11 protein-coding genes and 10 tRNA genes are annotated in these 13,884 nt (G+C 40.9%); 6 read left to right on the top strand and 15 right to left on the bottom strand.

Annotation, left to right across the window (positions count from 1 at the left end; translation table 11 throughout):
- The first annotated feature begins 509 nt into the window (after nt 1-509).
- A complete protein-coding gene (locus tag WA256_RS20700) occupies nt 510-1,928 on the top strand; it encodes an alanine/glycine:cation symporter family protein (protein WP_062566984.1) in 1,419 nt (472 codons plus the stop codon).
- A gap of 17 nt (nt 1,929-1,945) precedes the next feature.
- Here the strand turns inward: WA256_RS20700 and WA256_RS20695 are convergent, their stop codons facing one another.
- From WA256_RS20695 to WA256_RS20635, 13 genes are all read right to left on the bottom strand, one after another.
- Nucleotides 1,946-2,392: a hypothetical protein gene (locus WA256_RS20695; protein WP_062566985.1), complete on the bottom strand. Its 447-nt coding sequence runs from the start codon at nt 2,390-2,392 to the stop codon at nt 1,946-1,948.
- Between the two features lie 159 nt (nt 2,393-2,551).
- A tRNA-Leu gene (locus WA256_RS20690) sits at nt 2,552-2,638 on the bottom strand.
- 35 nt (nt 2,639-2,673) lie between these two features.
- Nucleotides 2,674-2,747, bottom strand: a tRNA-Cys gene (locus WA256_RS20685).
- 18 nt (nt 2,748-2,765) lie between these two features.
- Nucleotides 2,766-2,841 (bottom strand) — tRNA-Gly (locus WA256_RS20680).
- 188 nt (nt 2,842-3,029) lie between these two features.
- Nucleotides 3,030-3,116, bottom strand: a tRNA-Leu gene (locus tag WA256_RS20675).
- A 39-nt stretch (nt 3,117-3,155) separates the two neighbouring features.
- Nucleotides 3,156-3,231, bottom strand: a tRNA-Gly gene (locus tag WA256_RS20670).
- Between the two features lie 59 nt (nt 3,232-3,290).
- Nucleotides 3,291-3,377: transfer RNA gene (locus tag WA256_RS20665), tRNA-Leu, on the bottom strand.
- A 34-nt stretch (nt 3,378-3,411) separates the two neighbouring features.
- A tRNA-Cys gene (locus tag WA256_RS20660) sits at nt 3,412-3,485 on the bottom strand.
- A 12-nt stretch (nt 3,486-3,497) separates the two neighbouring features.
- Nucleotides 3,498-3,573: transfer RNA gene (locus WA256_RS20655), tRNA-Gly, on the bottom strand.
- A gap of 139 nt (nt 3,574-3,712) precedes the next feature.
- The gene (gene pgsA / locus WA256_RS20650) at nt 3,713-4,258 is read right to left on the bottom strand and encodes a CDP-diacylglycerol--glycerol-3-phosphate 3-phosphatidyltransferase (protein WP_253109216.1); all 546 of its coding nucleotides are present in this window, start codon (nt 4,256-4,258) and stop codon (nt 3,713-3,715) included.
- A gap of 42 nt (nt 4,259-4,300) precedes the next feature.
- On the bottom strand, nt 4,301-6,124 hold the full coding sequence (uvrC, locus tag WA256_RS20645; protein WP_054553646.1) for an excinuclease ABC subunit UvrC: 1,824 nt from the start codon (nt 6,122-6,124) through the stop codon (nt 4,301-4,303).
- An 8-nt stretch (nt 6,125-6,132) separates the two neighbouring features.
- Nucleotides 6,133-6,783: a UvrY/SirA/GacA family response regulator transcription factor gene (gene uvrY / locus WA256_RS20640; RefSeq protein ID WP_054564041.1), complete on the bottom strand. Its 651-nt coding sequence runs from the start codon at nt 6,781-6,783 to the stop codon at nt 6,133-6,135.
- Between the two features lie 108 nt (nt 6,784-6,891).
- Nucleotides 6,892-8,043, bottom strand: coding sequence for a dicarboxylate/amino acid:cation symporter (locus WA256_RS20635; protein ID WP_253109214.1), 1,152 nt, complete (start codon nt 8,041-8,043; stop codon nt 6,892-6,894).
- 215 nt (nt 8,044-8,258) lie between these two features.
- Here WA256_RS20635 and WA256_RS20630 point away from each other — a divergent pair, with 215 nt between their 5' ends.
- The 3 genes from WA256_RS20630 to WA256_RS20620 all read left to right on the top strand — a co-directional run bounded on the left by WA256_RS20630 (nt 8,259) and on the right by WA256_RS20620 (nt 12,351).
- Nucleotides 8,259-10,592 carry a carbohydrate binding family 9 domain-containing protein gene (locus tag WA256_RS20630; RefSeq protein WP_253109212.1) on the top strand — a complete coding sequence of 778 codons (2,334 nt, stop codon included), beginning with the start codon at nt 8,259-8,261 and terminating at the stop codon, nt 10,590-10,592.
- 194 nt (nt 10,593-10,786) lie between these two features.
- Nucleotides 10,787-11,755 carry a cysteine synthase A gene (gene cysK / locus WA256_RS20625; RefSeq protein WP_253109210.1) on the top strand — a complete coding sequence of 323 codons (969 nt, stop codon included), beginning with the start codon at nt 10,787-10,789 and terminating at the stop codon, nt 11,753-11,755.
- Nucleotides 11,756-11,910: 155 nt separating this feature from the next.
- Nucleotides 11,911-12,351: a hypothetical protein gene (locus tag WA256_RS20620; protein ID WP_054564020.1), complete on the top strand. Its 441-nt coding sequence runs from the start codon at nt 11,911-11,913 to the stop codon at nt 12,349-12,351.
- Nucleotides 12,352-12,426: 75 nt separating this feature from the next.
- Here the strand turns inward: WA256_RS20620 and WA256_RS20615 are convergent, their stop codons facing one another.
- Both WA256_RS20615 and WA256_RS20610 read right to left on the bottom strand, forming a co-directional pair.
- Nucleotides 12,427-12,726, bottom strand: a complete 300-nt coding sequence (locus WA256_RS20615; RefSeq protein ID WP_054564021.1) for a DUF6172 family protein — start codon at nt 12,724-12,726, stop codon at nt 12,427-12,429.
- A 173-nt stretch (nt 12,727-12,899) separates the two neighbouring features.
- A complete protein-coding gene (locus tag WA256_RS20610; RefSeq protein ID WP_253109209.1) occupies nt 12,900-13,415 on the bottom strand; it encodes a VC2046/SO_2500 family protein in 516 nt (171 codons plus the stop codon).
- A 112-nt stretch (nt 13,416-13,527) separates the two neighbouring features.
- On the opposite strand from WA256_RS20610, the gene WA256_RS20605 reads away from it, so the two are divergent.
- A tRNA-Tyr gene (locus tag WA256_RS20605) sits at nt 13,528-13,612 on the top strand.
- 49 nt (nt 13,613-13,661) lie between these two features.
- Nucleotides 13,662-13,746: transfer RNA gene (locus WA256_RS20600), tRNA-Tyr, on the top strand.
- Nucleotides 13,747-13,884: the final 138 nt, after the last annotated feature.

Genomic DNA, 13,884 nt, shown 5'->3' with positions numbered 1-13,884 from the left:
GTAAACTTGTTTCCGTTGGTCACTCAGTTCAATTGAGACTCTAAATTTGTTTGCGTCACTTAGTAAACTAAGCTTCGCTGTTAGAACTCAATCTGTACGAGTGCCCACACAGATGATTGCTTTATATTGTTAAAGAACGTTGCGACATTGTCGCTAGGGATGCGTATAATACATCCTTAACTTTTCGAGTCAACACTTAATTTTAAACTTTCTTTTTAGACCGTTTTAAACCGAAGTTTTACTTAACTCTGTGTCACTTTGTTCAGCGCTTTTCATTGCTGCCCGCCGTGTCAGTGGATGCGCATTATAGGGAGATGGATTTTTAAAGCAAGCACTTTTTGAAGGTTTTTTTGAATATTTTCAAATTAATCAGATACCCACCAAGCGCAAACAAGTTACCCACAAACAACTGTGGATAACTGATGTTTTTTAGCAGAATAACTAAACTCTCCTCGCTTGTTATGGTAACTTGCGCCGCAGATTTTCCACTCGCTCACAAGGCAAGAAAAATGACAGACATTATAAATAGTATAAGTGGTCTCCTTTGGGGTCACATTCTGGTTTACCTTTTAATAGCTGCGGGGCTATTTTTCACTCTTCGACTTGGTTTTATTCAATTCACTCAATTCCCACATATGATCAAAGTGATGTTTCAGAGCCGCCAAGGTTCTGGCGATGGCATTTCTTCATTCCAAGCATTTTGTACTTCTCTAGCTGCGCGAGTTGGTACGGGTAATATGGCAGGTGTTGCCGTTGCACTTTATTTAGGCGGTGCCGGTGCAATTTTCTGGATGTGGCTTATTGCTTTAATAGGTATGGCGACAAGTTTTGCCGAGAGTACCCTTGCTCAAGCATATAAAACCGTCGATGAAGATGGCAACTTTCGTGGTGGCCCTGCTTATTATATGGAATATGGTTTGGGCAAACGTTGGATGGGTGTGATCTTTTCTCTTTGCCTTATTCTTGCTTTTGGATTGGTATTTAATGCTGTTCAATCAAACTCTATTGCTGCTGCATTTGATGTAGCGTTTGGTATTCCAAACTATGTTGTAGGTATCGGCTTAGTATTAGGGTCAGGTATTATTATTTTTGGTGGCTTAAAAACTATTTCACGTTTTGCAGAAATGGTTGTGCCATTTATGGCGCTGGCTTATTTGTTAGTTGCACTTTATGTGTGTGCCATGAACTACGATTTATTACCGAACGTATTTATGCATGTTATTAATAGTGCCTTTGGTATCGAGCAAGCGGGTGCGGGTGCAATAGGTTATGGTGTAATGCAGGCCATGATCCAGGGTATTAAGCGTGGCTTATTCTCTAATGAAGCTGGTATGGGTAGCGCTGCAAATGCTGCTGCAACGGCAACACCTAACCCACCGCACCCAGCCTCACAAGGTTATGTACAAATGCTCGGCGTATTTGTAGATACAATTATTATATGTACTGCAACTGCAGCCCTTATTTTATTATCACAACAGCTTATACCTGATTCAGGTGTGACAGGCATTGCGTTAACACAAGCAGCCCTTGAAGAACACGTTGGTAGTTGGGGTGCAATATTTGTTGCGATTGCAATTTTGTTTTTTGCATTTACCTCTATTGTTGCTAATTATTCTTATGCCGAAACCAATTTATTGTTCTTAGAGCATAACCATGCATCGGGTATGTTGATCTTCCGATTACTGGTACTTGGTATGGTGATGTTTGGTGCACTTGGTGAATTGCCACTAGTATGGACCCTTGCCGATGTTTCGATGGGTTTAATGGCTATTGTTAACGTAATCGCTTTATTTATGTTATCGGGCGTCGTTATTTGGCTCGCGAAGGACTACAACACACAACGTAAGGCAGGTAAATTACCTACTTTTGATCCTTCGCAAAACAAAAAGCTAGATCAAACCATTCCTAAAGGCGCATGGCGTAAATAATCTAGTTAAGTAAATTCTTATTTAGGGAGCGTTTGTGCTCCCTTTTTTGTATTTGCTAACTTTTCAAAAACAGACAATATGAATGTAATTTGTTGCTCGTTAAGCTTTGACTCAAGCTCAGTAACAAGCTGATCTTTAATTTGCGCTTTTAATGCTTGTTTTTGTTCTGCGGTTAGTAATGGCTGCGATTGTTGCTGATAAGATTGCACAGCAGTAAGCATATCCATCACCACGTCATTATCGAAATCGGTTAGCGCTGCTTTGGCATTACTAATGGCTTGTTCTGATTTATCGAAGACAGTCGATACTTTATCGACAAGCACGCTCACCTCATGAATTTTCAGTACGTCGTTAATGTTCGACATAATAATCGCAACAGGAATGAGTACTAATGAGATCGCTAGACAAAGCCCAAATACGGCGCCTACCCAAAACTGATTTAAGCCACGTTTAAATTGCTCCATTATCTTTCCTTGATCCTATTTATTGATTAAAACTTGAAACGCGTTAGCTGTTTTAAAAAGACTAAGGAAACTATAAAGCTATTTTGGCAATAAAAAAATAATTTGATGAGATTATAAAAAGAAATATAAATGAAATAGAGAAGAGGTATTTTATGTAAATGGTGCCCGGGGCCGGACTTGAACCGGCACGCTGTTACCAGCGAGGGATTTTAAATCCCTTGTGTCTACCAATTCCACCACCCGGGCATCGGGTCGCTCGTAAGAGCATGTGGAGTATTAAATGGAGGCGGAACCCGGAGTCGAACCGAGGTAGACGGATTTGCAATCCGCTGCATGGCCACTCTGCCATTCCGCCTTATCGCTTCCAAATAATTGGAGCGGCACACGAGGCTCGAACTCGTGACCTCAACCTTGGCAAGGTTGCGCTCTACCAACTGAGCTAGTGCCGCAAATTTGTTTCTGTCAGTAATTTGTCCGTTGGAGCACAACCTTGGGGTTGCGATGATAACGTTCTGGCAACTGAGCTAGTGCCGCAAATTTGTTTCTGTCAGTATTTTGACCGTTGGTGCACAACCTTGGGGTTGCGATGATAACGTTCTGGCAACTGAGATAGTGCCGCAATTTTTCTTTATCAAAATGGTGCCCGGGGCCGGACTTGAACCGGCACGCTGTTACCAGCGAGGGATTTTAAATCCCTTGTGTCTACCAATTCCACCACCCGGGCATCGGGTTTGCTATTTAAAGCAAGTGGATAAAGCTAATATGGAGCGGCACACGAGGCTCGAACTCGTGACCTCAACCTTGGCAAGGTTGCGCTCTACCAACTGAGCTAGTGCCGCATCATATTAACTCTAATATCATTTTTATAACCACATTTGGTGCTGTAGTTAACCACAAATGGTGCCCGGGGCCGGACTTGAACCGGCACGCTGTTACCAGCGAGGGATTTTAAATCCCTTGTGTCTACCAATTCCACCACCCGGGCATCGGGTTGCTCATAGAGCGCGTGGAGTGTTGAATGGAGGCGGAACCCGGAGTCGAACCGAGGTAGACGGATTTGCAATCCGCTGCATGGCCACTCTGCCATTCCGCCAAAATAGATAATTGGAGCGGCACACGAGGCTCGAACTCGTGACCTCAACCTTGGCAAGGTTGCGCTCTACCAACTGAGCTAGTGCCGCTTTCTTTATCTTGGGGGCTATGCCCTCTCAACACGGACGCATTCTACAGAGATTATTAAACGCGTCAATATAAAAAATGCTAGTTTTGAACTGTTTGCTTATTTTTTATCTAAAACGGTGTGTAATTAAACGTTTAGGATCAATTTTTGGTCAATTCTGACCATGCCGCTATTAAATACTGCAACATAGAACTAAGCGTTAAGAATGTTGCGACGTACAAAAGGCCATAACTTAAGTAGATCATCCATGTATCAAACTGCCAGATCAAACCAATAATGGCTAGCATCTGTGCTGCAGTTTTAAACTTACCCATGTTTGATACAGCTACGTTGCCACGTTTACCCTGCTCTGCCATCCATTCGCGTAAAGCAGAGATAACAATTTCACGGCTAATAATAACTAATGCTGGAATAGTCATATACAAACTTTGGTAGTGGCTTGATAAAGCAACCAGTGCTGCACACACCATTACTTTGTCGGCAACCGGATCTAAGAACGCACCGAAAGGCGTTGACTGATTTAAACGACGCGCTAGATAGCCATCAAGGATATCTGTGATTGACGCAAGCCAGAAAACAAACGCAGCTGCGAAAAACGCCCATGAGAAAGGCAAATAAAATATCACCAAAAAAATGGGGATAAGAAAAAGTCTAAAGGTTGTGAGTGTGTTTGGAATATTCCACATAACTACTTGGAGATGTCTTTTTTTACTATATTCGCACGAAGGCTACGCCTTGTCATGCAAATGATTAAATATCTTTTCAGCCATTTCAGGGCTGATCCCAGGAACTTGTTTTAATTGGTCTATATTAGCAGCTTTTACCCCTTGCATGCCCCCTAAATATTTTAATAATGCTTGTCGGCGCTTTTGTCCTACGCCGGTAATTTCTTCTAACAATGATTGTGTGCGTTGTTTTTGTCGTTTATTACGATGCCCTGCAATGGCAAAACGGTGCGACTCATCACGAATATGCTGAATTAAATGCAGCGCTGGTGCATCAGAATCAAGTGGTATTGTTTTACGTCCGCCATCAATTAATAGCGTTTCTAAACCTGGTTTCCGACTAGTACCTTTTGCAACACCCACCAGCAATGGCATTTTATTATGCGGCCAGTTTTCAAAGTATTGCTCAGCACGAGATAATTGACCTTTACCACCATCGATGAAGATGACATCTGGAATTTTTTCTTCATCGACTACTTTGTTGTAGCGTTTATTAAGTGCAAATTCCATCGCAGCATAATCATCACCGCCGGTGATACCAGTCACATTAAATCGACGATATTCTTTATTATTAGGCCCTTGCGAATCAAACACCACACAACTTGCTACCGTGTTTTCACCCATTGTATGGCTGATATCAAAACATTCCATGCGATTAATATCATCTAGGCGTAATGTTTCTTTTAATTGTGCGTAACGTTTGTTGATTGAATCCTGCGTGCTTTGCTTAACACTAATGCTGTTAAGTGCATTTTTATTAGCAAGTTTTAAATACTGTGCCCGCTCACCGCGATTAGCAACTTTTAGACTCACTTTACGTTCAGAGATTGCCGTAAGCGCTTCGCTTAATGGCTCACTTTCTTCAATACTAAACGGTAATATAATTTCTTTAGCAATACGCCCTGTTGCACCGGGAGCTAGATAATATTGTCCTAAAAAAGAAGTTAGAATTTCTTCTTCACCTGAGTCTTTTGGCACTTTAGGGAAATAAGTTTTACTGCCTAGCACTTTGTGGTCGCGGATCATTAATAAGTGAACCGCATTTAAACCATTTAAATGCGCAAAACCCACTACATCCATTTCGGCATGGTTACCTGAAATAGATTGCTGCTCCTGCATTTTTCGAAGCAACATGATTTGGTCACGCACTTTGGCCGCAAGCTCAAATTTAAGTTCTTTACTTGCTTGCTCCATTTTAGTAACTAAATCGGCAATGACTTCATGAGATTTGCCCAACAAAAACTTGCGAACAAAATCAACTTCTTGTTGATATTCTTCATCGGAGATTTTATTCACACACGGCGCTGAGCAGCGTTTTAACTGATATTGTAAACATGGACGGCTTCTAGCTCGGTAATACGCATCTTCACATTGGCGAACCGGAAAGATTTTTTGCATTAAACGCAAACTTTCAGATACCGCTCCCGCACTTGGGAATGGGCCAAAATATTCGCCTTTAATTTTTCGGCTACCACGATGAAAAGCAAGTCGCGGGTGCTTATGATCAGTTAAAAGAATATACGGATATGACTTATCATCTCGCAGCAAAATATTGTAACGAGGCTGATATTTTTTAATTAGGTTGTTTTCGAGTAATAAGGCTTCGGTTTCAGTGTTGGTCAGGGTGACTTCAATACCGCAAATATTACTTACTAATACACGCGTTTTGCTATCAGTCACATTGCTACGGAAGTAACTACTTACGCGCTTTTTTAGATTTTTAGCCTTACCAACATAGATAACTTGCCCTTCACTATCAAGCATTCGGTAGACACCGGGCTCACTTGATAGTGTTTTTAGAAAACGGGCTGGTTCGAAATCTGACATTGAGCAAATTAATGCGAGCTATCAATGTCGATCATTTTATGACGAATTGCTAAATGGGTAAGTTCAACATCACCCCCTACATTTAGCTTTTCAAACATGCGATAGCGATAGCTATTCACTGTTTTTGAACTTAGGTTCAAGCGATCCGCAATATCTTGCGCTTTCTCACCTTTAGTGATCATCAGCATGATTTGCAGCTCACGCTCAGACAAACTCTGGAATGGGTTTTCATCTGTGCGACCGCTTACCTGAGCAAGGGCAATTTGTTGTGCAATTTCAGGCGCAATATAACGTTGCCCTGCATTAACCGCACGAATGGCATTAACCATTTCATCAGAGCCGGCACCTTTTGTCAGATAACCATGAGCACCGATTTGCATTACTTTGCTTGGGAATGGATCTTCACAATGCACAGTAAGCACAATAATTTTTACATCAGGGCAATAACGACAGATTTTCTTTGTCGCTTCTAAACCGCCAATACCTGGCATATTCATGTCCATCAACACGATATCAGGTGAATGTTGACGGCAAAATTGCACCGCTTCTTCACCGGTTTTAGCTTCACCCACCACTTTAAAACCACGAACATCATCAAGTATACGTCTGATCCCTGTCCGTACAAGTTCATGGTCATCAACTAAAAGTACATTAATCAATGGAACATCCTCAAATAACCCAAATAGCTGCTTTCGCACAATTTAATGTGCCACATTAGCACAGAAAAAGTGAAACGATAAATCAAAATATCGTTTCACTAATTAATTTTAAGTTGATGCTTTCTCGCTGAAACGATCAACCCACAGGGCAATGATACCATCACCTGTTACATTACAGGCAGTACCAAAGCTATCTTGTGCTAAATAAAGTGCAATCATTAATGCAACTGCACCTTCATTAAAACCAAGCATACTTGTTAAAAGACCCAATGCCGACATAACTGCCCCACCTGGTGCGCCAGGGGCAGCAATCATTACAACACCTAGCATCATAATAAATGGCAACATACCAAATAACGATGGTACATCCATATTCGGTGATAAGAACATGACAGCCATTGCACATGTCACAATCGTAATTGTTGAGCCCGATAAATGGATCGTTGCGCATAAAGGCACTGTAAAGTTAGCAACATCTTCTTTTACGTTATTTGCTTTGCTTGAGCGAAGTGAAACTGGAATTGTTGCTGCACTCGACATTGTACCTAAAGCAGTAAAATAAGCGGGTAGCATATTTTTTACAAGCTCTAAAGGATTACGCTTTAGTAAAAGGCCTGTAGATACATATAAAACAGTCAGCCATAGCCAATGCATAATTAATGCAGCTAGCAAAACAATACCAAATGTTTGCAGCGTATCAACCACGGTGCCAGCAACTGTCATTTCCGCGAAAACACCTGCAATGTAAAAAGGTAACGCAGGAATAATTACTTTTGCTAGTAAGCCATCAATCACATCACGGCCCTGATCAGATACTTTCTTTAACGTATCAAGCTGTAACTGGCTCATACCAATACCAAAGATGAATGCCGCAGCAAGTGCTGTCATTACACTCATTAGAGGTGGAATTTCTAAATCAATAAAGCTGCCCACTTCGGTAGCAACTTCTGCTTCAAACGTTAAACCGCCATCAAACAATGGGATCATAGCGCTGACAAGTAAAAACGCTAAGGTTCCAGCAATAACGGTTGAACCATATGCAAAGCCGACTGTTTTTCCTAACAAGTGGCCTGACCCTTTTGGTAAACCAGCAATACCTGATGCGATAAAAAATAAAATAATTAACGGGATGGTAAAGGTGATCAACTGACCTATTATTTCTTTTACTGTGTAAAGGAGTTCAACACCTGTTAGTGGCACATATAAGCCCACTAAAATACCGGCAACAATACCAGCAATTAATTTTAGAATTAAATTCATAACGATCACTTCAATTTTTAGGTGGTAATCTTTTACCACGTTTTAGTTTACTTTTGTTATAAAACAGCCAAATTAACGTTTAACTGCGCAAATTACCACCACAGCTTGTTAGAATCTAATTTAAACGTAAATATATGCGCCCTGTCGCGTTGCATTTGTTAACAAAGTTGCAAATTAATAACATGCTCGCAGTTTTGAATACCTGTATAGTGCTTATGTATAAATCAATGTTAAGTGCCGCTCTATTGAGCGTGCCTTTTACCAGCTTGGCCACCAGCCAACCTGTCACCCTTCCTTTTATTGCAGAGCAGGCAACAATCGACGGCCAGCTCAATGAGCCAAGTTGGCAACGTGCCAAAAAAATTACCATAGACAACGTTACTTGGCCTTACGAAAACAGTAAAAGCCCAGTCACCACCCACGCTTATGTGTATGAAGATGGCGAAACACTTTTTATTGGCTTTGAAGCGAATGATCCAAACCCAGAGCTTATTCGTGCTTTTTACCGTGACCGTGACGCAGCCTGGGATGATGACCTAGTCGGGCTAAAAATTGATTCATACAATAATTCTCAATTAGCCTATCAATTTTTTATTAACCCACTTGGCGTACAACAAGATTCAATAGAAAACGAACTGACTAAACATGAAAGCTCATCATGGGACGGTATTTGGGATAGCGTCGGTGTTATTCATGATAAAGGCTACACAGTTGAAGTTGCCATTCCATTACGCGTATTGAATTTTGACGACAGCGTAGCAAGTAAAACTATGGCGATGGAATTTTTACGCTTTTTACCGCGCAGTGAACGGTTACGTATCTCTAATATGCAAATTGACCACGGTAACAATTGTTGGATTTGCCAAATGCCAAGTTACCAAGGTTTTGAGCAAGCAAAGCAAGGCAATAACGTGGCGATTATTCCATCTGTGGTGCTTGGCAAAAATGAGACACGTGATATTGATGGCGCACAAGTGGCTGATTGGGAGACAGAAAACAATACTGAAGCCAGTCTCGATGTTAAATGGGGGATCACCCCAGATATCACCTTAAATGCGACGATTAATCCTGATTTTTCTCAGGTTGAAGCGGATGTAGCACAATTGAGTGTGAACAATAATTTCAGTTTATTCTTCCCAGAAAAGCGTGCCTTCTTTTTAGATAACGCTGACTACTTTGCCTCAACACTTAACCTTATTCATACCCGTAATATTGCCCAGCCAGATTATGGAACCAAGATCACCGGCAGCAAAAATGGCCATACATTTGCCGGCTTCGTCGCCAATGATACCCAAACCAATGTGTTGATCCCGGGTAATTTAGGCTCATCGCTTGTCGCCCTTGACGAGAAAAGTGACAACGGTGCCCTGCGTTATCGATACGATTTTGAATCAGGATTATCACTCGGTTCAACTGCAACACACAGACAAAGTGATGATTATAAAAACACGGTTTACAGTATTGATAGTAAATACAAACCAACAGTGAACGATGTTTTCTTAGTACAAGTATTAAAGTCACAAACGCAATACAGCCAAGATTTTATCGATGAGTTATGTGATGGTGATAACTGCTCACAACCAGAGCAAGTAATCTGTGAATTAAATAGTGACTGCGACTATAACGAAGGCGTACTTCGTGTTTTAAGTAGAGAACAGCAATCAGGTACTGGCTACTACCTAAAGTATCAACACGACGAGAAGTACTGGCGTGCCTTCGCTGATTATAATTATCGTGATGCTGATTTAAGAGCTGACTTAGGTTTTATCTCGCAAGTTGATTTTAAAAAGTTTACGACTGGTGGCGAATACCGCTGGTATGGCGATAAAGGCAATTGGTGGAATCGCGCTAACCTTTACGCCGATTGGGATATTACCCACAACGAAAATAACGAACTTCTTGAAAAAGAAGCACAAACTAGCTTTTCAGTCAGCGGCCCGTTACAGAGCTTTTTTGAGATTTCTGTTGAACACCGTAACCGCACAGGCCTTCGCCACGATAAATCACGTTTAGATATCGACGGCAACACAGACTTGTTTAGCGAAAATGGCGTTGGCTTTTACAGTGACTTTAAACCAAAAGCTGGGGTATTTGCTTCTCTATATATGTATACAGGTAATGCCGTTGATTTAGCGAATAACCGCGTTGGTGATAAGTTCCATATACGCCCTGTGCTGAATATGAACCTTGGTAAGCATTTTGAAGTGCGTTTACGTCATACTTATGAGCAGCTTGAAGCCGATGGCAGTGAAGTATTTACCGCCAACTTAAGTGATGTACGTTTTACTTACCAATTCAACGTGAATAGCTTTTTACGCCTTGCAGTCATTTATACCGATTTAGAACGCAACCAGGCTAATTACATTGATAATGTAGATAGCCAATATAAAAACCTAGCCACTCAGCTGTTGTATTCTTACAAGCTGAACCCGCAAACGGTATTCTTTGCTGGTTACTCAGATAATGGCTATCAAGATGATGAGCTATCATCAATTACTAAAGAGCAGCGTACGTTATTTGCTAAATTTAGCTACGCTTGGTTACTTTAAGACCCTATTAGCGCACCTTTTGGTGCGCGCCCTTCTTTTCCCACCTTATTACTAAATGCTATAAGCCTATTCGCTATATGTTATAGCCAAACTTTACTTTCGTTTTTATTTCACCACAGTAAAGTGTGACTATTACAGATCACTAGCCTTAGCTAGTTGATCAACGATTGAATAAATTGCTTCCAAGGAACACTATGTCTAACATTTTTGAAGATAATTCATTAACGATTGGTAATACACCAATTGTAAAGCTTAACCGCGTAACCTCAGGTAATGTTTTTGCTAAAGTTGAATCACGTAACCCAAGCTTCAGTGTTAAATGCCGTATTGGCGCTTCAATGATCTGGGAAGCAGAAAATTCAGGTGTATTAACCAAAGAAAAAGAGTTAATCGAGCCGACTTCAGGTAACACAGGTATCGCACTTGCGTTCGTAGCAGCTTCTCGTGGCTATAAGCTAACCCTTACTATGCCTAACACAATGAGCTTAGAGCGTCGTAAATTATTAAAAGCCTTAGGTGCTAACCTAGTATTGACTGATGGCGCTAAGGGTATGAATGGCGCGATTGAAAAAGCAAAAGAAATTCAAGCCAGTGAGCCTGAAAAATACATCCTTTTACAACAGTTCGAAAACCCAGCTAACCCGAAAATTCACTTTGAAACAACGGGACCTGAAATCTATGAAGCAATGGACGGTAAAATCGACATCTTCGTAGCGGGTGTTGGTACTGGTGGTACTATTACGGGTGTTAGCCGTTACCTTAAACTAGAAAAAGGTTTAAATGTTCAATCGGTTGCTGTTGAACCAACTAACTCTCCAGTTATTAGCCAAACATTAGCTGGTGAAGAAGTTAAACCGGGCCCTCATAAAATCCAAGGTATCGGTGCAGGCTTCATTCCTGGCAACCTTGATTTAGAAGTTGTAGACGCTGCAGAGCAAGTATCAAATGAAGATGCGATTGCTATGGCTCATGAACTGATGAAAAACGAAGGTATTTTAGTGGGTATTTCTTCTGGTGCAGCAGTAGTTGCGGCAAAACGCCTTGCTGAAAAACCAGAGAACGCAGACAAGAACATTGTGGTAATTTTACCAAGTGCGACTGAGCGTTACTTATCTAGCCCATTATTTGCTGAAGAGTTCAGCGATAAAGAGCTAGTTCAGTAACCACTAAGAATCACTTAGTTGTTAAAAAAGGATGCAGACATGCGTCCTTTTTTATTACCTAAAATAAATAAAACCAATAATTTTACCGAGTTAACTTTACATCATGCTCATTTAGTCACACACTTAATTTTAAGTTCACTCGAAAAACTACAACAATGAAAAATATACTTTTAACTTTTATCCTTCTAAGTAGCAGCATTCTTTTCGGTTGCGGTTCTGAAGACGCACCAAAGGGCGAAAAAAACACCCCAGGTAATGTAGCGACTCTCTATTTTGATGCTTTATACAACCAAAACGATTTAAATCTTGCGATGGAATATGCCACGCCTAAAATGGCGCGAATTATGAAATCTTATGGCACCGCTGGGCAGTTCGCTCGTAACCTGGTTAATATGCAATACGATGAAGTGGTGATTGAAGTCGATATGACTAACATGAGTCTACGCGAACAATATGGCGATAAAGCTAACATCAATTTGATTTTTACGGGTTATTTTAATGGTAAGAAAATTGATGATATGCGCAGTGTGAAAATGATGCGTAAAAAAGGCAAGTGGTACATTGAAAAAATTAATGCCGATCCATTTGCGCGATAATTAATTACGAAAACTAAAAAAGGGCCTAAAGGGCCCTTTTTTTTGAAAGAGTATTACTGCAGAACAGTATGGATATTACTCTTCGTCAAACTCTTGATGTTGACGCTGTGCAGGACGCGCTAAGATTTCAACGTAAAACGATGTAAGCTGTTTTGCTTCGATATCGCTAATACATTTATTAATCTCTGCCACGTGAACGACATTGGCCTCATCCGCTGATTCACCAAACTTACAGTCAAACGCCCAATAGTCGGCGCCTGCTGGGAGTGTTTTATTACGCTCACGTTTTAAGTATTTTTTTACTTCGTGCTTGGCTGCATCAACCATACGAGGATATTTAATTTTCTCGTGGTTTAGCGTGAATGTTTTCTTCATTATAGTCCTAGTAACTTGGTTCAATGACAATGGCATTAAGCCATAGACTGCTATTATAACAAGCACATCTTAATTTAGCTGTACTTTTTGCAGTTTTACTTAAATATAAGTCTATTATTAGCTTATTCTTAGTGTATTCGAAGTCTATGACATTTCGATTAAGCCACTTATACCTAAGCTGTAGCTAAATGAAGAGGTTGATGTATCGCCTCGTCAGTAAGGCTATCATAAAATGCAGCTGCATCGATTTGTGGGCGCTCAACGGGTTTATTTTTTTCATAAAAGCGTTTTCTAACTGCAGGCTCACAGTTATCAATCACTTCTAGCGGCACATGTTGCTTATCATCACGAACATTCAGTGGCTCTGGGTTTAAACAATGACGTAATCTGATGTCTGATAAACCACCTTGCAATAGTCTAAGTGCATTTTCTTGCCCAATCAGCATATCAAACTGTTCGGGAGCTAATGGTTGTGTGGGGCCTGCACCTAACTCGGTGCGCAAAGCAGATTCAGATACTTCAGGATTGCTTAATTCAGTTCTTGGCAGGTGAAACTGGCTAAAATCGAGCGCATCATGAGAAAGCATTGCTAGTAATAAAGCAAATTCTCCAGAGCGGTGCTCGTGAACACTTTTATTTAGACGATTATCGAGTTGGCTCTCTGTGAGCAACAAACCATCAATTTGCATAGTCTTTAGCCAAATAGTTTCTTGATTAACCAGTTATCGGCATTTATGCATTTTTCTTTAGTTTTTTTCTTTACTTAAATAATAAGTTTGCTATTATCAGCGCCGTTGCATTGGAGGGGTTCCCGAGCGGCCAAAGGGATCAGACTGTAAATCTGACGGCTCAGCCTTCGCTGGTTCGAATCCAGCTCCCTCCACCACTTTCCTTCTTAGAAAAGTGGGGCCAGATGCAATAGTAAAAATTTGTGTGGAGGGGTTCCCGAGCGGCCAAAGGGATCAGACTGTAAATCTGACGGCTCAGCCTTCGCTGGTTCGAATCCAGCTCCCTCCACCACTCTTTACTCTTTCTAGCTTTACTCTTTCTAGCTTTACTCTTTCTAGCTTTACTCTTTCTAGCTTTACTCTTTCTAGCTTTACTCTTTCTAGCTTTACTCTTTCTAGCTTTACTCTTTCTAGCTTTACTCTTTCTAGC

The sequence above is a fragment of the Pseudoalteromonas sp. CH_XMU1449-3 genome, assembly GCF_037027245.1.
GTDB lineage: Bacteria > Pseudomonadota > Gammaproteobacteria > Enterobacterales > Alteromonadaceae > Pseudoalteromonas > Pseudoalteromonas shioyasakiensis.
Note: the sequence above shows the minus strand (reverse complement) of the source record. Positions and strands in the feature narration are given on the sequence as shown.